General features: G+C 47.0%; 21 protein-coding genes. 8 read left to right on the forward strand and 13 right to left on the reverse strand.

All coding sequences use genetic code 11. The features are described 5' to 3' along the window. Nucleotides 1-16: 16 nt before the first annotated feature. The 3 genes from menH to A0126_RS03090 are packed head-to-tail and all read right to left on the reverse strand — an operon-like array spanning nt 17 to nt 3,808. On the reverse strand, nt 17-793 hold the full coding sequence (menH, locus tag A0126_RS03080) for a 2-succinyl-6-hydroxy-2,4-cyclohexadiene-1-carboxylate synthase (protein ID WP_088836409.1): 777 nt from the start codon (nt 791-793) through the stop codon (nt 17-19). Further along, nucleotides 790-2,439, reverse strand: a complete 1,650-nt coding sequence (gene menD / locus A0126_RS03085; protein WP_088836410.1) for a 2-succinyl-5-enolpyruvyl-6-hydroxy-3-cyclohexene-1-carboxylic-acid synthase — start codon at nt 2,437-2,439, stop codon at nt 790-792. Before menD ends, menH begins: the two co-directional genes overlap by 4 nt. Then, a complete protein-coding gene (locus tag A0126_RS03090) occupies nt 2,429-3,808 on the reverse strand; it encodes an isochorismate synthase (protein WP_088836411.1) in 1,380 nt (459 codons plus the stop codon). Before A0126_RS03090 ends, menD begins: the two co-directional genes overlap by 11 nt. 160 nt (nt 3,809-3,968) lie before the next feature. Between A0126_RS03090 and A0126_RS03095 the strand changes: the two genes are divergently transcribed. The 4 genes from A0126_RS03095 to A0126_RS03110 all read left to right on the forward strand — a co-directional run bounded on the left by A0126_RS03095 (nt 3,969) and on the right by A0126_RS03110 (nt 7,429). Next, nucleotides 3,969-4,862 (forward strand): 1,4-dihydroxy-2-naphthoate polyprenyltransferase, encoded by an 894-nt coding sequence (locus A0126_RS03095; protein WP_088836412.1) that lies wholly within the window; start codon nt 3,969-3,971, stop codon nt 4,860-4,862. A 190-nt stretch (nt 4,863-5,052) separates the two neighbouring features. Beyond that, nucleotides 5,053-5,964, forward strand: coding sequence for a guanosine-inosine kinase (locus A0126_RS03100; RefSeq protein WP_029332752.1), 912 nt, complete (start codon nt 5,053-5,055; stop codon nt 5,962-5,964). Nucleotides 5,965-6,005: 41 nt separating this feature from the next. Further along, nucleotides 6,006-6,431 carry an NUDIX hydrolase gene (locus A0126_RS03105; protein ID WP_088836413.1) on the forward strand — a complete coding sequence of 142 codons (426 nt, stop codon included), beginning with the start codon at nt 6,006-6,008 and terminating at the stop codon, nt 6,429-6,431. An 89-nt stretch (nt 6,432-6,520) separates the two neighbouring features. Continuing rightward, complete coding sequence (locus A0126_RS03110) at nt 6,521-7,429, forward strand: YihY/virulence factor BrkB family protein (protein ID WP_088836414.1); 909 nt, start codon at nt 6,521-6,523, stop codon at nt 7,427-7,429. Nucleotides 7,430-7,491: 62 nt separating this feature from the next. Here A0126_RS03110 and A0126_RS03115 read toward each other — a convergent pair whose 3' ends face one another. Next, the gene (locus tag A0126_RS03115) at nt 7,492-9,441 is read right to left on the reverse strand and encodes a heavy metal translocating P-type ATPase (protein WP_088836415.1); all 1,950 of its coding nucleotides are present in this window, start codon (nt 9,439-9,441) and stop codon (nt 7,492-7,494) included. A gap of 187 nt (nt 9,442-9,628) precedes the next feature. Here A0126_RS03115 and A0126_RS03120 point away from each other — a divergent pair, with 187 nt between their 5' ends. Together A0126_RS03120 and A0126_RS03125 are read left to right on the forward strand one after the other, a co-directional pair. Next, nucleotides 9,629-10,558, forward strand: coding sequence for a DMT family transporter (locus tag A0126_RS03120; protein WP_088836416.1), 930 nt, complete (start codon nt 9,629-9,631; stop codon nt 10,556-10,558). Between the two features lie 153 nt (nt 10,559-10,711). Beyond that, complete coding sequence (locus A0126_RS03125) at nt 10,712-11,008, forward strand: hypothetical protein (RefSeq protein WP_239456823.1); 297 nt, start codon at nt 10,712-10,714, stop codon at nt 11,006-11,008. 122 nt (nt 11,009-11,130) lie between these two features. Here the strand turns inward: A0126_RS03125 and A0126_RS03130 are convergent, their stop codons facing one another. The 3 genes from A0126_RS03130 to yfkAB form a co-directional block, all read right to left on the reverse strand. Beyond that, nucleotides 11,131-12,279, reverse strand: coding sequence for an MFS transporter (locus A0126_RS03130; protein ID WP_239456825.1), 1,149 nt, complete (start codon nt 12,277-12,279; stop codon nt 11,131-11,133). An 82-nt stretch (nt 12,280-12,361) separates the two neighbouring features. Then, on the reverse strand, nt 12,362-12,544 hold the full coding sequence (locus A0126_RS03135; RefSeq protein ID WP_088836419.1) for a hypothetical protein: 183 nt from the start codon (nt 12,542-12,544) through the stop codon (nt 12,362-12,364). Between the two features lie 86 nt (nt 12,545-12,630). Then, nucleotides 12,631-13,743, reverse strand: a complete 1,113-nt coding sequence (gene yfkAB / locus A0126_RS03140) for a radical SAM/CxCxxxxC motif protein YfkAB (RefSeq protein WP_088836420.1) — start codon at nt 13,741-13,743, stop codon at nt 12,631-12,633. 87 nt (nt 13,744-13,830) lie between these two features. On the opposite strand from yfkAB, the gene A0126_RS03145 reads away from it, so the two are divergent. Continuing rightward, complete coding sequence (locus tag A0126_RS03145) at nt 13,831-14,037, forward strand: SE1561 family protein (protein ID WP_029332765.1); 207 nt, start codon at nt 13,831-13,833, stop codon at nt 14,035-14,037. A gap of 43 nt (nt 14,038-14,080) precedes the next feature. Beyond that, entirely contained in the window at nt 14,081-15,466 is a 1,386-nt protein-coding gene (gene rlmD, locus A0126_RS03150; protein WP_088836421.1) for a 23S rRNA (uracil(1939)-C(5))-methyltransferase RlmD, read from the forward strand. Nucleotides 15,467-15,496: 30 nt separating this feature from the next. Here the strand turns inward: rlmD and A0126_RS03155 are convergent, their stop codons facing one another. The 6 genes from A0126_RS03155 to A0126_RS03180 form a co-directional block, all read right to left on the reverse strand. Continuing rightward, nucleotides 15,497-16,015, reverse strand: a complete 519-nt coding sequence (locus A0126_RS03155) for a TVP38/TMEM64 family protein (RefSeq protein ID WP_239456826.1) — start codon at nt 16,013-16,015, stop codon at nt 15,497-15,499. 125 nt (nt 16,016-16,140) lie between these two features. After that, on the reverse strand, nt 16,141-17,535 hold the full coding sequence (locus tag A0126_RS03160; protein ID WP_088836423.1) for a sensor histidine kinase: 1,395 nt from the start codon (nt 17,533-17,535) through the stop codon (nt 16,141-16,143). Then, on the reverse strand, nt 17,532-18,215 hold the full coding sequence (locus A0126_RS03165; protein ID WP_029332769.1) for a response regulator transcription factor: 684 nt from the start codon (nt 18,213-18,215) through the stop codon (nt 17,532-17,534). The genes A0126_RS03160 and A0126_RS03165 overlap by 4 nt, the downstream gene beginning before the upstream one ends. Nucleotides 18,216-18,349: 134 nt before the next feature. After that, nucleotides 18,350-18,907 carry a GNAT family N-acetyltransferase gene (locus tag A0126_RS03170; RefSeq protein WP_029332770.1) on the reverse strand — a complete coding sequence of 186 codons (558 nt, stop codon included), beginning with the start codon at nt 18,905-18,907 and terminating at the stop codon, nt 18,350-18,352. A gap of 260 nt (nt 18,908-19,167) precedes the next feature. After that, nucleotides 19,168-20,310, reverse strand: coding sequence for an amidohydrolase (locus tag A0126_RS03175; RefSeq protein ID WP_088836424.1), 1,143 nt, complete (start codon nt 20,308-20,310; stop codon nt 19,168-19,170). 19 nt (nt 20,311-20,329) lie between these two features. Next, a complete protein-coding gene (locus tag A0126_RS03180) occupies nt 20,330-21,238 on the reverse strand; it encodes a TIGR01777 family oxidoreductase (protein ID WP_088836425.1) in 909 nt (302 codons plus the stop codon). Nucleotides 21,239-21,285: the final 47 nt, after the last annotated feature.

Consider the following 21,285-nt stretch of genomic DNA (forward strand, 5'->3'; position numbering starts at 1 on the left):
AAATTCCCCCATTTGCTTAAGTTAAGAGTAGTTTCTCTACTATTGTAACAAACTTTTCCGGTTGGTCGATATGTGGGGCATGCGTTGCATGCGAAATCTGGTGGATTTTTTTTGAATCCGCCGCTTGTTGCGCAATCTTTTTAAATTTTTCATCGTGTTCCCCGACAATCCATTCAATGGATACGTCTTGAAGACAGGTCCATAAAGACGGCATATTCCCTGTTCCTTGCGCGGCGAGTGAAGCGGCTAATCCCTCTGCTGATTGGGACAAACGCTCCGACCGAATCTGTTGCTGCGCAAATGACGGTAATTGGCGCTGGCTTGCGAACAGCGGTAACGCCTCCCAGTGCCGGACGAATGCCTCGAGTCCGTCTTCAAGCAACATCTGTTGCAAAAGCCGATCTGTTGCACGCCGGGCACGGCGCTCGTGTGCTGTCTTTAGGCCAGGTGTCGTACTGACAACGATTGTCTTTTGGACTTGCGTTGAACAGGCTGCAAGCATCAAGGCAATCCGTCCACCCATCGAGTAGCCTAACACGGTCCATCGTTCATTTCTTGTCGCAAGTAACGCTTGTAAGTCTTTGACTTGCTCCGTCAAACGCATCCGCTGATACGCAGCAGGCGGCGTCTTTCCATGACCAAGCAAGTCAATCCGATAGACGGTGTAGGTTTCCTGAAGTCGTGCACTGAGCATCGTCCATGTCCCGCTGCTGCCGGTAAACCCATGCAGTAACAACAATGGAGGACCTTGCCCCTCGATTTCGAGATGGTAGTCATGGTCACGTAACTTCATTGAAAGCACTCCGTGAGCGCATGATTTGTCTGTTCCCAAATCGTACGGTGCTTCAGGACGTTCGTCGCACGATCTGTTCGAATCTCGAGAATTCGTGTGACAGTCGTCGGTTCGGTTAACCGTGTTTTCAGTTCGGAAATTGACGTGACGACTTGATGTTTGACCCCATAACCGGCTGCGATATGACTGAAATCGAGATGCTGGGCTGTTCCGAATAACGGTTCGAAGACCTCGGATTCAAGCTGTTGCTGTTGTGGCAGGAAGTTGAAAATTCCGCCCCCGGTGTTGTTGATGAGCAAGATGGTAATCGGACGAGTCCGTGCCATCATCAAGCCATTGACGTCATGAATAAAGGCGAGGTCACCGACGAGCAAGTAGCGTTCCTGTGCATCGTATGTCGCACCGACTGCGCTCGATAAAATCCCATCGATTCCATTCGCACCCCGGTTGGCGAGAAGGCGAAGCGGTGTACCTGCAGGCAAAAACGTATCGATGTCGCGAATCGGCATGCTGTTTGAGACGAATAAGCTGCCTGACGACAAGGTGTTTAAGGCACGAACGACGTTATACTCCGTCAGGTCTTCTTGATCGAGCGTCGTAAAGACAGTGCCGACTGTTTCTTCAGCTCTTTGGATCGTCTTGAGATAAGCAGGATCATGCTCAGTCACGGGCATCCTCAGGAGCTGACTCGGATGCCCGGCTAACAGATTCGTATGCAGTTGCGGAGCACGCCAATTTGCCGCATGACCGACGACCGTCGTCGGAATATCATGTGACCAAAGTAAGTAAGGTTTTGATGTCGGCATTGCTCCGAACCGTAAGATGTGGTCGGGTTTAGCTACTGTTTTGACTGTCTCATTTTTTAGCCACGTATCATAGAAGGCAAAAACGGTGTCTGTTTTGTACTGACGTCCTTGACTCAGGGGATCCGCTAATACGGGGATTCGCGAGTGTTTCGCGTAATCCAAAATAATTTTTGTATCGACCGTCGAAAGTTGTGGTCCGATGACAATCAAAAGACGCTTTGTAGATAGAAGAGTTAGGAGCTCGTCAGTCGTCATTTGCTCGGCAAAACGGGGGAGTGTTCCGACAGTTCGCCCAGTCCGCAATGGATCAAGCTCCGGAATCAACGGTTCGCGTAGCGGGACATTGATATGGACCGGTCCGGCCGGTTCGGTCATCGCCAACAGGACGGACCGCGTTGCGACATGAGCGACATACGATAGACTTTGTTCCTCTGGTAAAGGTAAATCGAATGCATGGCGGACTTGTTTTCCGTAAAGACCGACTTGATCGATGACTTGTGGTGCTCCAACCCCACGCAATTCGTGTGGTCGGTCAGCGGTCAAAACAATCAATGGGAGTTCAAAAATGTTTGCTTCCGTGATGGCGGAAAAATAATTCGTCGCAGCTGTCCCGCTCGTGCAAATCAAAGCGACGGGACGTGTCTGTTCTTCCGTCCGTGTTAATCCTAAAGCAAAAAAACTAGCCGACCGTTCGTCAACGAGGACGTGGGTACGGCTAGACGGGTGAAGAAATGCAGCAATCGCGAGTGGTGTGGAGCGAGAGCCGGGACTGATTACGAAATCCCGTACCCCGCTAGCGACGAGCGTATCGATTAATGTGTGCATCCACTTAGTCAACATAAACATCATCCTTTTCTAACGTGCACAGATGTGAAAGAGCTTGAAGCATCGGTGAAAGTTTCGTTTCCGTCTCTTCTAGTTCGCTCGTTAGTTGTGACCCGTCGACGAGTCCGCAACCGGCATAGAGAATTGCCGACCGTTCAGTGAAAAGACCTGACCGGATGGCAACAATGAATTCACCGTTTTCTTGACCGTCCATCCACCCGACAGGAGAACCGTACCAACCGCGTTCGAATGTTTCAATCTCACGGATGGCTTGAACTGCTTCTAGTTTAGGTTCGCCACCTAAAGCAGGCGTCGGGTGTAATTTTTCGATAATCTGCATCAACGTCACCTCCGGTGACAACGTAGCAGTAATCGGTGTATACAGGTGCTGGATGTGGCGGTTCTTAAGCAACATCGGCTGATCCGGTTTCTCGATTCGAGTCGATAAATCGTGTAACGTACTCGTGATGGAGTCAACGACGATTGAGTGTTCGACACGATTTTTTTTATCTTCGAGCAACGCAAGACCAAGTGCGTCATCGGTTTGTTCGACTTCGTGACGTGGCGCAGAACCAGCGACGGCAGCTGTTTTAATTTGGTTTCCTTCTTTTAAGACGAGTCGTTCTGGTGTAGCTCCGAGGAACGCCTCGTCGACGGTCGGCTGGAAGAAGAAAACATAACTTCCCGGTTGAGACTGCTCGAGTTCGCGGACGAGTCCGGCAAGGTCGACGGCCTGATCCATTTCGTACACGACTTCACGAGCTAACACGATTTTCTTTAACGACGTTTTTAAAAGTTGTGTCGCTTGATGGAAAGACGCTTCAAAAGCCTCATTCCCGTCGCGAGTCATTCGGATCCGAGTCACGAAACGACTTGTTTTTGGTTGGTGTAACTCGGCGTAATCGGAAGCGAGTTGATTGAGTGTTTTTTCAGCGTTTGACTGAGGGTCGACGATCGCGAATAGTGTGACGGTCGTCCGTCCATCCCGTTCTAAGAATAAAAACTTTGGAACTGTCATCGAGGCTTCTCCAAAGGAAGACCAGCGATAATCGGGGTTTTTGAGTTCGCTGAACGAAAAACCGCAAAACGCAAATAAATCATCACCCACATGATCGCGGTTGAGATTCGACCATTTAGATTGAATTCGTAAAAATCGATCGTGTCCTGACGCTTTTAACTGTTTCGCAATACCGAAACCGATGGCACGCATCGATCGGTCGGGTGTCGTAAAGTAATAGCGTTCTTTTGTTCCGTACGTCAATGAATTGACGTCTTGCGCTTCGATTTCCCATGAATAAGAAGCGATTATAGAGCGCTGGTATGCGTTCGCATGACCAACGGCCTGTTCAATACGTTGTTTAAGCTCTTGTTGAGCGTAAGCCATACCGCTCATTGCCCCCTAGTCTGTAGATACTGTGATACGTTTCACTTAATCTAATTGTAAACTTTTTGTTGAAAAAAAAGAAGGAATAAGCTATCTTTCATTGAGCATTGACAGCAAAAAACGAAACCCGATACACTTAGACGGGAAAGGGGTTTATTATATGAATAAATCAATCGCCGTATATTGGCGAATGACACGGCCACATACATTAACAGCGAGTTTTGTACCGGTCGTCGTGGGGACGGCTATCGTCGCACCACGTATCGAGTCATTACGACTCGATCTATTTTTTGCGATGTTGATTGCATCGGTGTTGATTCAAATCGCAACGAACTTATTTAATGAATACTATGACTACAAGCGGGGACTCGACAATGAAGAGTCGGTCGGCATCGGTGGTTCAATCGTCCGGGACGGATTCAAGCCGGGGACGATTCTTGCCTTCGCCTTATCACTCTATGGCATTGCTGCACTGCTTGGGATTTATCTCTGTCTTGAGACAACATGGTGGCTGCTCTTAGTCGGACTTGTTTCGATGTTCGTCGGTTACATCTATACCGGGGGACCGCTCCCGATTGCATACACGCCGTTCGGGGAAATCGTCGCTGGGTTCTTCATGGGGTACGTCATCATCGCCATTTCGGCTTATCTCCAGATTGGCTATGTCCCGACGGAAGCGGTCGCGATTTCAGTGCCAGTCGCGATTTTGATTGGATCGATCTTGCTAGCGAATAATATTCGTGATCTCGACAACGATAAAGTGAACGGAAGAAAAACGATTGCTTGCCTCGTCGGTCACCGGGCGGCAGTCTACGTCCTGATCGCCTTTTTTGTTGCTGCCGTCATTTCGTTAATCGTTGCCGTCGTTGCGTTTAACGTTTCCTGGTTCGCGTTACTTGCCTTACTGAGTATTCCATTGATGATCAAGGCCGTGAAGCTGTTTTGGGACGACCTTGAACCACAAGAATTGATGCCGGGAATGGCGCAGACGGGAAAAGTAAATACAATTTTCGGATTGTTGCTTGCGATTAGCTTGACGTTCGCTAACTTCTAAAATAATACCTTTAAAATATCCTACTGCCGTGAATACGGGCAGCAGGGTATTTTTTTGCCATGCACGAGTTACTCGTAAGAGTAGGATTGGTTGTCACAGATTTAAAATTTTACTATAATTGAAGCAATGTGCCTGAAATATTCGAGTGGATACTCGGGAATCATGAATTTTTTTTAGAGGTGGAACTGGAATGAATAAAATCGCGGTAATCGGAAAAGTATTCGTCGACATAAAAGGAACTTCGTTCGCTCCATTGCATAAGGATGCGAAAAACGTTGGAGACATCACGTTTTCAAATGGTGGTACAGGACGGAATGTAGCGCAGAACTTAGCCGTTCTCGGGAATGATGTTCGCTTTATCTCGACGGTTACGAACGACCAAATCGGTGTCGGCGTGTTGGAAGAACTAAAATCATACGGTGCAAATGTGGATCACGTCGAAATGCTTGACGACAACGGAATGGGTATGTGGTTAGCCGTCATGGATAACGAGGGTGACCTCCAGACATCGATTTCAAAGCAACCTGACGCAAAATTATTAGAAGAAGCGATTCTTCGCCAGTCCGTCTACGCCCTAGATGGAGTCGATGCAGTCGCGATCGATTTAGATTTATCCGTGACCGTTTTAGAACGGTTGATTCATCTCTGCCGAAAAATGGAGTTGCCGTTGTTCGGAGTGTGCGGACACCTCAGTGTCATCGAACGGAATCGTCACCTTTTGCAAGGATTCACAGGATTTATCTGCAGCCGCGAAGAAGCAGAAATCTTATCTGATTTATCAATCGTGACGGTTCAGGATGCGCTTCATGTGGCAAATGAACTGGCGAAAAAAGGGGCACCGTTCACAGTCGTGACGATGAGCGAGCTTGGTGCAGTCTATGTTGATCGCCGCAGTGCGACATCTGGTCACATCGGAACAAAAAAAGTGAAGGTCGTCGATTCGACTGGAGCGGGAGACTCATTCTTCTCAGCTGTTTTGTCGGAGTTAACAGACGCAAAAAAAGCAGAAGACGCCTTAACGCTCGGAATGAAAGTCGCGGCCGAAGTCATCGCTTCTACAGAAAACGGCTTAGTTCCTGAGATGTTAGAGACGATTCGATAAGTAACCGGACTATGTCTAATGTAAATGTGGGGAGGATAGCCATGCCAATACAACGAAGTGCCGTCATCATTTTGAATGAAGCAGATGAGGTTGCCTTGATTCGCCGGGATAAACAAGACGTGACGTATTACGTTTTCCCCGGAGGTGGTCTCGAAGAGGGGGCGACGCTCGAACAAACGGCGATTCGGGAAGCTCATGAGGAATTAGGTGTCGATGTCGAACTCGAAGGGGTAGCAGCAATCGTTCGTTTTAACGATTTAGACAATCCATATTACTGGGCGAAAATCACGGGTGGAGTATTTGGTACAGGGACTGGAGAAGAGTTCGAAGATACATCATCTGGGTATACCCCGCTTTGGGTCAAACGTAGCGAACTAAAACAGTTACCGGTTCGTCCGACTTCTCTCGTCAAGGAATTGTCAGAGATGACAGAACGATTTTATGATATTCGACTAGAAGATATTTGAGGTTTTAGTTGAACTAAACAGGGAAATAAATAGGAAGATGATGAGGTAGTCCTAGACTGCCTCTTTTTAATTAAGGAGAGATGATGAGGATGGCGCATACACGTGACCCAAAAGGGTTAGCACTTAATTTAAAGCAGCGGATGTCTGATCATAACATTACAGACTACGCTGGAACGCTCGCCTATTATTGGTTTTTATCGATTTTCCCAGGTATCATTTTTGTTATTTCAGTATTATCATTTTTCGATATTGACCAGCAAACACTTGAATCGCAACTTCGCGATTTAGCACCGGGTGGATCAGTGAATACATTCACGGATGTCATCTTCCAAGCAATCAAAGAACCTCAAGGTGGTCTGCTCTCGATTGGTGCGATTTTAGCGATTTGGTCAGCATCTAAAGGTGTCGATCGTTTGATTACAACTGCCAATCACGCCTATGGAGATTTTTCTCCACGGAGCTTTGTTGCTTCGCGTGGAATCGCCTTAATCTTGACGGTCGTTCTCGGGATTGGGATGTTATTGCTAATCATCTTAAACGTCCTCGGTGGTCCGATCATTAGTTACTTAGCAGATTTCGTTTTACCGATTGATATGGGGCAAAAAGTTCTCTTGACGGTCCTTCGGTATACAATCTCGACAGTATTACTGATTGTCATCTTATCCATCTTTTATCGTGTTGCACCAAAGCGTCCGATTACGATGAAAGAGGCGATTCCAGGTGCCGTGTTCGGTGTCATCGTTTGGCAATTGCTGTCCGTTGGATTCGGATTTTACGTATCGAACTTCTCGAATTACAACCAGACGTACGGTTCACTCGGGAGTGTCGTCATCGTTCTCTTATGGCTCTACTTCACAGGATTGATTATTTTACTGGGTTCAGAATTAAATGCTTCATGGGAACGTTTCATGAAGAAGGCTGATCCGAAAAAAATGGAAGAAAAACGTCTGAAAGAACAAGCGGATCTCGACTCGATTCCGACGAATACGTTCGGGTGATAAAAAAAGACTCTAAAAACCGGTTGCTCGGTTTTTAGAGTCTTTTTTAGTGAATCACTGAATTAAGCTGCGACTTTTTTTAAGCTGGCAGTCATCTCTACAGGTGTGGGAGCGTCTTTTTGTAAAAGACGTAAGCCGTTGAGGATGACGAGAATCGTCGATCCTTCATGCCCGACGACAGCGAACGGCATGATGAGAAATTGAGAGAGATTCGAGGCAATCAAGATTAAGATGACGCCGATTGCGAGCGTGATGTTTTGTTTGACGACACGGTTCATTTTCCGTGCCTTATTGACAGCGTAAGCGAGACGACCTAAGTCATTTTTCATCAAGACGACATCAGCAGTCTCTAATGCAGCATCTGTTCCTTCGCCCATCGCGATTCCGACATGAGCAAGGGCAAGCGCAGGAGCATCATTGATTCCGTCACCAACCATAGCGACAGTTTGTCCATCTGCTTGGTATTGTTTGATGTAGTTTACTTTATCTTCAGGTAGACATTCTGCGACAAACGATGTAAGACAGGCTTCTTCTGCAATTGCAGCTGCCGTGACAGGGTTGTCGCCTGTCAGCATGATCGTCGTGATGCCGAGCGAGTTGAGAGAAGTGATGGCTGCTTTTGCTTCAGGACGAATCGTATCACGGAGTGCATAGAGTGCAACGATGGATTCGCCGTTACTGACGTAGACCATTGTATTTCCTTTTTCTTTTAATGTTTGTTCCATCGAGCGAAACGGGTCATTTAAGCCTTCATGGAAACCATATTTCCCAATACGATACGTCACGCCGGAAACCGTCGCTTCAATGCCGTATCCTGTCACGTCTTTAAAAGCAGACGGTTCTTGCGTCTCGATTTGAAGATGATCGACAATCGCTTGAGCGAGCGGGTGATTTGATTGCGCTTCGATCGAGGCGACGGCTTGTTTGAGCAAGAACTGATTAGCATCCTCTGCATAATGACTTTCGGTCACAATCGGTTTACCGGTCGTGAGTGTACCTGTCTTATCAAAGACGATCGTGTTTACTTGACCTAACGTCTCAATATGGGCGCCCCCTTTAAACAGGACACCGTTCCGGGCAGAAGCTGCAATGGCTGATAGGGCAGCTGGTGTGATCGAGGCAACGAGGGCACAAGGTGACGCAACAACGAGTAAAATCATGGCACGATAGATGCTTGTTTCAAAGCTCCAACCGACAAGATAATGTGGGAGAACCATCATCAATGTGACGACGACAAGGACGACCTTGACATAACGACTTTCAAACCGCTCAATGAACTGAGCAGAAGGTGATTGTTCACTTTGCGCATTTTGAACCATATGGATGATTTTTTGGAACAACGATTCATCAGCGGCTTTCGTCATCTCAATCGTCAAGACGCCGTTCATATTGACGGTCGAGTTGTAAACCGTGTCACCGGTCCGTTTTTCGACAGGAATGGATTCACCCGTAATCGAAGCTTCCTCAATCGCGGCTTGACCACGAATGATCGTCCCGTCTACGGGAATTCGTTCACCAGGACGGACATAGACGATATCACCAACCGAGAGATGTTCAATTCCGATGACTTCAAGTTTTCCGTCTGCGTTCAATCGTGTTGCTTCTTCTGGTTGTAGTGACATCAGGCTTTGAAGAGCGCGTTCGTTTTTGTTCATCGTATACGTTTCAAGCGCACCGGATAACGCGAAGATGAAAATTAGGATCGCACCTTCCATCCAGTAGCCGATTGCTGCTGCACCGATTGCTGCTAAAATCATCAACAATTCAACATTCAATGTTTTTTCTTGATACGTTTCTGTCAATCCTTCTTTAGCTTTCGCATAGCCTCCGATCACATAGGCGGATAAGTAAAGTGTGACGTAGACAGTTGCCGGAATTTGTAGTTTTTCGAAAGCGTAAGCAATTAAAATTAATATTCCGCTAAAGAGTGCTAAAATCAATTCGTGATGCTCCTCGATAGCATGACGAATTGCGGAACGCTGATGAGTATCGGTAGTAGTAGAGGTAGTCATAAAAAAGCTCCTTCCAAATTATAAATGAGAAATGAAATCATTATATTAAAACAATGAGAATGTTTATTACCAACGTTTTTAAGTCAATGATAATGAGTTTCATTGTCGCTAGATTATAATTATTATTATCTGTAAAGTTACTATACCATGCCTCAGTGAAAAGAAACAGGGAAGGAAACTGAAAAAAATGAAAAAAATCTTAACCCATCCGGTCGGGATGGTTGTTTTTGCATTGTTTACGACACTTTTATGGGGGAGCGCCTTTCCGTTCATTAAAAAGAGTTATGAACTTTTAGCAATCACATCTTCAGAATATGGAGAGCAGTTATTGTTTGCGAGCTATCGCTTTTTTCTGGCAGGAGTTTTATTGCTCATCGTCAGCGTCCTGATTTTTAAACAGCCGATTACTTTGAAAAAGAGAGCGTATGCCTATAGTCGTCTTGGATTCTTTTTGACCTTTTTACAATATGTCTTCTTCTACATCGGGTTGTCATTATCGACAGGTGTCCAAGGCTCAATCATTGCCGGTTCAACATCGTTCTTTCAGATGTTACTTGCACACTTTCGTTATGAAGACGACCGCTTGAATCGTTTTAAAGGACTAGCGTTGTTCTTAGGGTTCACGGGTGTCATTTTAGCAAACTGGCCACAAGGGGCGGCGGGTGTCACGTTCGGTGTCGGTGAGATTTTGTTGATTTGTGCAATGATCTCAGGGGCATTTGCTAACTTGATTGCGAAAGAGTATTCGGCTGTTTATCCGGTCGCACCGATGACGGGCTGGGCAATGGTGATTGGTTCGATCGGCCTGTTCATCGCAGGTGCGGTGCTGAATGGTCAATGGTTCCCGTTCCACTTCACACAAACGACGGCCTGGATGTTGCTTTACCTCGCCTTTTTATCAGCGACGGGCTTTACACTTTGGAATTTACTGATGAAGTACAATCCTGTTAGTCGTGTTTCATTATTCATGTTTTTCGTTCCGATTTACGGTGTCAGTCTGTCGGCCCTGATTCTCGGTGAGACGATTCCGCCGCAAGCGCTCCTTGGATTGCTTTTTGTTGTATCAGGGATTCTTGTCTCGACGTATCTTCCAGTCTGGTTTCAAAAGCGCAGTTGACGAAGAATCTGAATCGTGTGAAAATAGTCTCAATTAAAGTTTCATTCTTAATCGTTCGTTGCTGAAGCCGACTTGTTCGGCTTTTTCTGTACGGTCATAAAACACCGATTCGGCCTTGCCAAAAAGGCTAGTATGACTAGAAAACGAGAGGAGATGAGAAAAGTGGAACGTAATGAGATCGTTCGAAAGATCATGGCAAATCGCCGTCCCCGGGATGAGTTCGCTCGGTTCGTCGTAACGTGCGTCAGCCAGCAACTCAAGGAAACCCATGGCGAGGTCGATGTGGAAATTATTGAGGCGGAAAAGGGGTACGATTCAGTTTGGTCGATCAATGGTCGAGAGATCATCGTGTTATTGGAGACGGAAGAGTTGAAGCAAGCAAAAAATCAACCGTACGCAATCGATGAAAAGCTCTGGCAACGTTTTCGACAAGTCGGAATCGTCAAGTGATACCGTCTCGTGAATAGGAGTCATCGAATTACGATGGACTGAATGAAAAATAAACGCTAAACAATAAAGGGAGTGTCGCATCGAGCGGCACTCCCTTCTTACTGTACATGAAAGAACGGGTCTCATTTAATTTGTATCGGCTTAGCTGTCGAGCGAAATAATAAATAAGCCAGTGTAAAGAGGACGCCGACAAATAAACTAAAGTAAAAAGCAGGAGGAAGTAAGACGAACACACTGCCTGCAATCGGTCCAAGAATCGACCCGAGACTAAAGGAAATACCGGCTAGGAGGTTGCCGGTCGGTAATAAGTGACTCGGTAATTGTTCGGTCATGTAAGCGACCCCTAATGAATACGTCGAGCCGAGTGCCATGCCGCTAAAGGCGAAGATGGCAAACAAGGCACCGTAACTTTCAAAGAGGAAACAAGCCGCGAGAAACGCGCTTGCCCCGATGCAGAGTACAGTAATTAAGGTACGCCGTTTTCCGAAGTGGTCAGCTAGCCGTCCGAGCGGGAGTTGCATGATGAGCGAACTGACGACGAATGTCGTGATTAATGCACTCGTTTCGGACAAGGCATACCCGTTACGTGTCGCGAAAACGGGGAAACTTGCATTCAATGTCGCTTCCAAAAATCCGTATGTGAAGCCAGGCAGTAACGTAAACCAGGCACTCGCGAGGACGAGACGATAGCGGGAGGCGGCACTTTGTAATTCTTCCGGCATGATGTCGGTTGGTTTTTCATTCGGCAAGCGACGTAACAATACGAGGACGATGACGGTCAATGTCCCGGTTAAGACGAACGGAAGCCAGTCAATTAAATCGACAAGTGGAGCGGCAAGAGGACCGAGTGCGAAGCCAAGCCCGAATGCCATGCCGTAAAGCGACATCGTCCGTCCTAACTTTTCATTGGGGGTAATCGATGTCACCCAGACTTGCGAACCGTAATGTAACGTTTGATCACCGAACCCGACGATGAAGCGTAATACCATCCAGGCGAGGACGCTTGGTAACAACGGAAAGGCGAACACAGCGACGGCGACTAACGATAGACCGAAAGAGATGACGGGGACATAGCCATGACGTCGTAAAGGTTTTTCCATCAATGGAGCAGCGACGATAACACCGATATAAAGGACGGCAGCACTCAGACCATTTATGTAAGCAGGTGTTCCTTGACGCTCGAGTAAAATAGACAACAAAGGAATCAATAATCCTTGCGTAAAGCCGGAGATAAAGACAATCGATAAAATCAGGGCGAAGCGACGAGACACGACAAAACAACTGCCTTTCATTTTTTTGAATTAAGCATAACACGCCCCGCCTGCACGATTGTACAGCGGGGCGCTTGTGTTCCTATTTTTCAGTCTGTTCAAAACGTGTTGGGCATGGCATATGCAGAAGGTGTTCGTCCCAATCCGTCTGATCGAACACTTCATCATGTTCGATGCTGTGGGAAGAACGAATTCCAATCATCATGATTCCGAGTACCATACTGAACATCCCGATGATGGTGACAATCCCGACGAGCCATTCCATTTTGAAAACTCCCTTCAGCGAAAGAACGTGTGTCAACTTTGTGACAATCTTTTCCCCGTTTGGAAGCAGGTAAAACCTGTCGGCTGTTATAAGCGACTTGATTGCTTGAGGAAGTCGACATCTGGATAGTAGGCATTCTTGACGAGCGCATTCGGTCCGAGGCACTTAACGGCCGGGCAATGACACGATAGACTTTTATTTAGTTCAGTTTGTTGCCATTCAGCATAGGCGTCGTTGAAAGAGGTATCATGAATCGTTCCGAGAGAAGCGAGTTCATCACCAAAGTCCGTGACGATGATCTCACCATCAAAAATATTGACGTTTAGGCGTGAGCGTCCATCCGGATCGTTTCGGACAGATACATTCGTTTCTTGACGCAGACGGCGATGAAGAGCTAAATCTTTTTCCTCCATCGAACAGGCATAGAACGGGAGTGTTCCGAAGAGCATCCAGATGTTCGGGTCACGGACGTCAAGCAAACGATGGATCCCGTCGCGAATTTCATCAAGACTGGCAGCTTCAATCATTGAAGCGAAATCTGCTGGATACATCGGGTGCACTTCATGACGGACGCAACCCATATCCACGATTTCTTGATGAATCGCTTCGAGGTGCGGGAGTGTCCGTTTATTAATCATTGTTTCGGCGGAGACAAGAACGCCACGGGCATTTAAAATCCGTGCATTCTCCTTCATTCGTTCGAATAACTTCGTCCGCGCTTCACGTGACGGTTTCCGTTCCATCATCGCAAAACCACCATCGATGAAATCGTCCGCCGTTCCCCAGTTATGGGATATGTGTAAAACGTCGAGATAGGGGATGATTAATTCGTACCGTGAGAGTGGAAGTGTTAAATTTGAATTAATTTGGGTTTTAGCGCCGCGTTCGTGGGCATACTTAAGTAAAGGGACAACATATTCCTTGACCGATTTCGTCGATAGCATCGGTTCGCCCCCTGTAATCGAAAAGGCCCGGAGATGTTTGATTTCATCGAGACGTTTGATTAATAGTTCGACGGGGATTTCTGGGTTCTCGCTACTCGCTAACATATAGCCGACGGCACAATGTTCACACCGCATGTTGCAGAGTTTTGTTGTCGTCACTTCGATGTTCGTCAGCATGGCCTGACCATACTGTTCGATATCGCGATAGGCTTCCCACGGATCATTTTCGATCGTGATCGTTGATTGTTGTAACATAGTTATATTCCTCCTTCATAAATGCTCCACTTCGTATCGTATGCTAAAATAACGACGGAATCTATAAGAAGAAAGGAAGTCTGAATAATGGGAAAAGCAAGAACTGATAAACTTGGCCAGATGAATGTGCTAAAATCAAGAATGCAGCTTCTATGCCACACGATCGATTCACTGGATGAAACATCAGATATCGAGGATTTAGAACGACTCGCAGTTTCCTTGGACCAGTTAAAAGCCAAGGTACTTCGTTATGCAAAAGATATGAAGGAACATGAGGGATCAGAAAGCGGTTAATCGAAACCGCTTTTTCATTTGTATCATGGAAAGGATGAAGAGAATGGCAACGAAAATTAAACTAAATGTCGGAGAAATCCGCTCCGTCACGTGTCTACGGATGGGAATCAATGGCGAGGGGATTGCGACACTCGAACGACAAATCGTGTTCATTCCGGGGTTACTCGTCGGAGAAACAGCACAGATTGAAATCACGGAAGTCCACGACAATTTCGCAAATGCAAAACTAGTCAAACGTGATGATCGCTCGCCGGATCGTGTCACACCACTCTGCCCGATTTACAGTCAATGCGGCGGATGCCAGCTTCAACATATGAGCTATGCGGGACAACTCCGTTACAAAGAAGAGATGTTACGAAATGCATTCTCGAAATCAACGAAGTTGAACATCGAAAAGGCAGATATCCGTTCAACAATCGGTACAAAAGAATGGGAATACCGGAATAAATCGCAATTTGCGGTCGGAAAAGAAGGCAATCAAATCGTCAGTGGTTTGTATTCAGCGAATTCAAATCGTCTTGTCGCGATTGATGATTGCATCGTACAAAATAAAGAAACGTTACGCGTCAACAATGCCGTGACGAAGTTATTAAATGATTACAATGTACCGGTCTACAATTCTGCGAAACAAGATGGTGTCATTCGTAACATCGTCGTCCGGACAGGAATCAAAACAGGTGAGATTCAAGTCGTCCTCGTCGCGTTTAAAGATGGATTTAAAGATCTCGAAGGACTATCACGTGATATTCACAATATTCCGGGTGTCATCTCGGTCGCGCTAAACATCAATGACAAACTGACGTCACGTGTCTTCGGAGAAGAAACAGAAGTTCTTCGTGGTGTCGAAAAGATTGAAGAGCAGATGGGTGAATTCACGTATCAACTTTCGCCACGTGCCTTCTTCCAATTGAATCCGGAACAAGCAGAACGGATGTATGAAGAAGTCGTTCGGGCAGCGGCGCTGACGGGTGAAGAGCGTGTCGTCGATGCGTATGCTGGAGTAGGATCGATTGGTCTTTGGCTTGCAAAAGGAGCAAAAGAAGTCCGCGGTATGGAAATCATTGAAGAAGCGGTTGAAGATGCGAATGCACACATGAAGCAATATGGTTTCAATCACGCCCATTACGTCGTCGGGAAAGCAGAAGCTTGGATTCCGCGTTGGGTCAAAGAAGGTTGGGTCCCGGATGTCTTCATCGTCGACCCACCACGGTCGGGTTGTGATACACAACTATTGAATGCGATGATTTCGTCAAAAGCTAAAAAAATCGTCTACGTTTCGTGTAATCCACAGTCGCTTGCCCGCGATTGTGATCACTTGATGAAGGCTGATTATAAAGTGAGTTACATTCAACCGTACGATATGTTCCCGCAAACGGCACATGTCGAAGCAATCGTCGTCCTCGAGAAAAAGAAAAAGAAAAAGTTCTAATACGTACGAACGCCGCCTTCTTGAAGTAAATCAAGAAGACGGCGTTTTTTGTTTGGATTGATACTGTTTGTAGACGAGGTGAGCCGCATACAGAACGATGACGACACCGACGACAATCCACTGGATTACCGCATCGCTTCCGATGAACCAGCTGACGCTCGCGACCTCGATAAATAGAGCAGGAATCTTTCCAAGAGTACTTGCGATGAAAAAAACGAGCGGAGAGACACGACTAGCCGCACTCAGTAACGTGACGAGGCCAGACGGAATGAACGGCAAGACGCGTAGTAAAACGATCAGCCAAAACGCATCACGTCCGTTCGTTTCAGCGAGCCGGTCGGTCCACTTTTGAACGCGGACCGAGTCAATCTTTGGTGTAAGACGACGGACACCGAACCGGTACAAGTAAAAAGCGATGAGTGCACCAAAGGCCTCACCTAGGAAGGATAACAAAAACCCTTCCCAGTAACCGAAGTAAAGCACGTTTGCAGCGGTGACGAAAGAACTCGGTAAGAAACCAAAAATACTGACGATGAAGCTGACGAGCAAGCTGATCAGAACCGCGAAATGGTCCGCACCCTGAAGTAAATCAATTAATCTCGTTTCGATGAAGAAACACTCCTTTTAAGCAAACACTTCTGAAAAACAATCGTGAAAACGGATGACTTTTTTTGTTATGCAAATCCATCGTCTTCATCCGGTAAGAGGGGAAGCGTGATTGTGACGGTCGTTCCTTGTCCGATTGATGACGTAAAGGCAAGCGTTCCATCGTGGCGATCGATGATGTGCTTCGTGATCGCGAGGCCAAGACCGGTCCCGCCATCTTTACGTGTCCGCGATTTGTCGACACGATAAAAACGTTTCGTCAAACGCTCTAAATGTTCAGGGGGAATTCCTTCTCCTTCATCACGGATCGTACAGATGGTCAAATTGCCATCCGTTTTCGTCGTCAAGTAAATCGAACGGTCAGACGGTGTGTACCGAAGGGCATTGTCAATCAGGTTTCCGATGACTTGTTCCAACCGGTCATTGTCACCGAGGACGATTTGACTCGGATCAAAGTCTGTCACGAGTTGAATGCCTTTTGCTTGCGCGATCGGTGCCATCCGGTAGACGACATCTTCGAGAACCTGGCTGAAAACGAGCGGTTGTTTCGTCATCGGATACGAGTCCCGTTCAAGTTGCGCGAGGTCGAGTAAATCGTTGACGAGACGCTGCAGACGTTCCGTCTCCCGTTCGATGATTTGGTAATACTGATCGCGTGTCTTCGTGTCTAAATGTTCATCTTGCATCATTTCCGTATAACCACGGATATAGGACAAGGGTGTCCGGAGTTCGTGGCTGACATTCGCGAGGAACTCTTTTCGCTGTTCGTCGACTTCGCCAAGTGATTCTGCCATTTTGTTCAATGTTTCGGCAAGCTCCCCGATTTCATCATCCGATTGAATCGGAATCCGGTAATCAAAATCACCTTGGGCATAGACCGTCGAGGCCCGTTTCATGTCAATCAATGGACGAATGATCGTATCGATGATTTGTCGACCGAAGATGACGAGGTTGAGGACGATTAAGCCGATCATGAAGAAAATCATCAGCCGCAGAGGGCGGAACGGTTCACTGATCTGTCCCAGTTCAAGGTAGAGGATCAACGTCCCGACTAACCGGTTGTTTTCGATAATTGGAAATCCCGTCATCAAAATATCAGTGCCTTCAATCGGATGGGTCCGGCTCGAGACGACCGTTTGGCCGTTTCGGAGCTGTTCGATATCTTCGTTCGTCAGGAAACGCAGTCCGCCCGGATTCTTTTGTAAGAAATCGATGAAAAAGACTTTTGATTCCGTCAGCTCGTTCGTATAGGTCATTCCGTCATAAAAAGCACCGGACAGGCCTTCCGATTCATAGATGTTAATCAATTTTTCACCGCGGTTCAGCAAGATGTCTTCTTGTGTCTGGAGATAAAACCGGTCGTACAGATAAAACGTGAGTAACAGGAAGAGAATCGCCGAAAAGACGCTCGTGAACCAAATTGTGATCCAAATCCGCTTTCGGATCGTGTAGCGTTTAATCATACTTCCTCGAATTTATAGCCGATGCCCCAGACCGTTTGAATGGCGCCCCCAGCTTCTCCGAGTTTCAGGCGAAGTGTTTTGATATGCGTATCGACCGTCCGTAAGTTTCCGATATAATCGGCTCCCCAAATCTGGTCGAGCAGTTGTTCGCGAGAAAAAACTTTGTCGTTATGTTGGACGAACAAGTGCAACAAGTCGAATTCTTTTCGTGTCAGGCTGACTGGTTTACCGCTGACGTGGACGCTTCGGCTTTCTGTATCGAGTTCGAGTTTGCCGATCGATAACGACGCCGATTGATCGACAGCGAAACGGTGCGACCGGCGGAGCGTCGCTTCGATTCGCGCAAGGAGTTCCCGTGGACTAAAAGGTTTCGTGATGTAGTCATCGGCACCGATTTTTAAACCATGAATCCGGTCGAGTTCGTCCGAACGTGCCGTCAACATGATGATCGGGACATTTGAAAATTCGCGAATCCGCATGCATGCCGTCAGTCCATCCATTTCAGGCATCATCACATCAAGTAAAATGAGATGGAAGGTATCCTGTTGAATTTTATCGATTGCTTCTTGTCCATTCGTCGCAGTTGTCGTGACGTAAGCTTCTTTTTCAAGGTTTGATACGAGTAAATCGCGCATCTGTGCTTCATCATCGACGACGAGTATTTTAAACTGTTCTGCCATTCAAATCGCTCCTCATTCATCCGGGAAACGGGATTTGAACCCAGTTGACCGGTGAGTTTTTTTTAATCATACCATTTGAGCGTTTCACGCCGCATCAAAAGTACGACAAAAAAAGCACGAGTGGGCGATGCCACTCATGCTTCGAGTTGTTGTTCGTAGACCGTTTCGAGCTCACGACCATGAATATACATGTGGAAACTCGACTTTGATACTTCATACAGCGTGAACTGGGTCTCGCCTGTATTCAATTGTTCGAGTAACGTTGGACGGAGTTCATCCGCACAAAAGGCATAAGGCAATTTTTCAGCTGCTTTTTGTGAACGGATATTCGTCTGGCGTATCTTCATAAAGACACTCTCGAAACCGAGTTCGAAAAACAGCTCGGAAAAGAATGCTTCTTTTGCAAGGTTGTTATAGCCTTTTCCATGATACGGTTTACCTAACCATGTACCGAGAAAACCATAATGTCCTTCGATATCGAGTAAACTGATTGTACCGATTGGTTGATCGAATTCATCCAGGATTGTACGTGAGACAAGTTCACCACGTTCTTCCTCTTCGATTGCCTGCTTTGTAGTAAACAGAAATTCATCAAAGTACCGTGTTTTTTGGCGGACGTACGGATATACGTCTTGATGCTGCATCAGTTCGAACAAATCAGCGCAGTCGCTCAGCTCCCGTTGCTTGAGCATACTTCCATTCCTCCTTCTTAAGACCGCTAGAATGATTGTCGAAAGCTACCTGTCTGACTCGTTTGAACCGCGCATGGTATGCCTTCTTCAGTTGTCGGATAAGATAATATTACCTTCTTTTTTTAAAAATGCAAGTAAATAATTTTTGTGAAAAAACATACAAAAACAAGACAAATTTTGCAAATGAAAATGACTGTTTTTCACAAAGAAAAAAGCCTTTGATTTTCAACGTTTTAGCGTTAAAATCAAAGGCTGATTTTTTAAGACATCGAGGTTAAATGCGTGTGTTCAAAAATGACGTTTCCGTCAATCATCGTCATGAGCGGTTTTGCTAAATAATCAAGTGGGAAATGGCTCCATAACACTAAGTCAGCATCTTTTCCGACTTCAATCGATCCGACATGATCCGATACGCCAAGCGAACGAGCTGGATTGATCGTGATGGCGCGGAGGGCAATGTCGACGGGTAAGCCTTCACGAGCGGCGAGTCCTGCGCACAAGTTCAAGTACTGAACAGGCGTGTACGGATGATCGGTCGTGATCGAGACTTCGAGACCATGTTCGTGGAGAACGCGATACGTCTCCCATGTCTTATTTTTAAGCTCGATTTTTGATTTGCGGGTGAAGGTCGGTCCGACGGTGACGTGTTCAATCGGCAATTGTTGTAATTCTTTTGCGACGAGATGACCTTCCGTGCAGTGTTCGATCCGGACATCGAGATTAAATTCTTCAGCGAAGCGGATGGCAGACAGGATATCATCCGCCCGGTGTGCATGGACGCGAAGTGGCATCTCTTTATTCAGGACGCGTTCAATCATTCGGTGAGCGAACGTATCTGCCGTCCGTTGCATCTTCACTTCGAGGAACGCTTCGCGGAGCATGCCCATGATGCCCATCCGCGTCAATTCTCCTGCACGTCCGGCACTGTGGACACGTTTCGGGTTTTCACCAAGCGCAATCTTCAGACCGGCATATTTCCGTAAAATCATATCGTCGATAAAGCGTCCGTGCGTTTTGATGACACTCGTCACACCACCGATGATGTTCATGCTGCCCGGCATGACTTGGACGGTCGTGACACCATGTTCAATCGCTTCCTTGAATCCTTCGTCCAGCGGATAGACGCCGTCAATCGCACGCAGGTGCGGTGTCATTGCGAAAATCGTTTCGTTGGCGTCATTTCCGACCGTTCCCGTTCCTTCGTCATAAAGCCCGAGATGGGTATGGGCGTCGATGAAGCCCGGCAATAAAAAGCGTCCTTCGGCTTCGATGACACGTTCGTTGTCTTGAACGTCAAGTAACTCGTGGATTTCGTGGATTTTGCCATCCTTGATGCGAATATCACCATAAAAACTATCTGCTGTGATCGGGAAAATGTGTGCATTGCGTATTAATACGTTCAACGTTTCGTCAGCCCCTGTATTAGTTTGTCTGCTCTAAGTTGCTTAGTGCATCCTTTAATTCAGCATACCGAAACTTGAACCCATTTTCGAGTGCTTTTTTCGGAATGACGCGTGCTCCTTCGAGGACGATGACGCTTTTTTCACCGAGTGCGAGTTCGAGAGCAAAGCGCGGAGCCGGTAACCAGTGGGGGCGCTGTAACGTTTTTCCGATTGTTTTTCCGAACTGACGCATCGTTTCCGGATGCGGTGCCGTAATGTTAAGCGGACCAGTGAGTTGATTTGTTTTAAGGGCAAAGATGAATAATTCAACGAGGTCGTCGATATGAACCCAAGAGACCCATTGCTTTCCGTCGCCCATCGTCCCGCCGCCGAAAAGCTTGTAGGGGAGGCGCATCAATGGATAGGCTCCGCCTTCTTTACTAAGGACGACACCGATCCGCGGATGGACGAGCCGAATCCCGAGGTCAGCGATTGGTTGGGCTAACGCTTCCCACTTGACGCAGACTTGACTGAGGAAGTCACTTGTCGGCGGGAGTGGCTGTTCCTCCGTGAATGTCTGGTGCCGGTCCTGTCCATAGATGCCGACAGCGGAAGCGGAGAGGACGACAGCCGGTTTCGTTGTTAATGCCTGGTTGATGCGGACTAACTCTTTCGTCGAATCGATCCGGCTTTGCAGAATCGTTTGTTTCCGTTCTTCCGTCCAGCGACCATCATTGATGGAAGCGCCAGCCAGGTGGATAAAGGCATCGATACCTTCAAGCTGCTGTTCTGGAGCGGCGGACGACGTCAACCACTCAACGTAAGTAGTGTGTTCTGTGTTGTCTTGTACGGACCGGGTCAAAATATAGACATGATGCCCCTCCGCAATCAATCGTTTCGAGAGCGCCTGCCCAATCATTCCTGTCCCACCTGTAATCGCAATCTTCATCTGTATCATCCCTTTCAACAATCTTGTACATATGTTCCCGTTTGTCA

Source organism: Exiguobacterium sp. N4-1P (assembly GCF_002214325.1).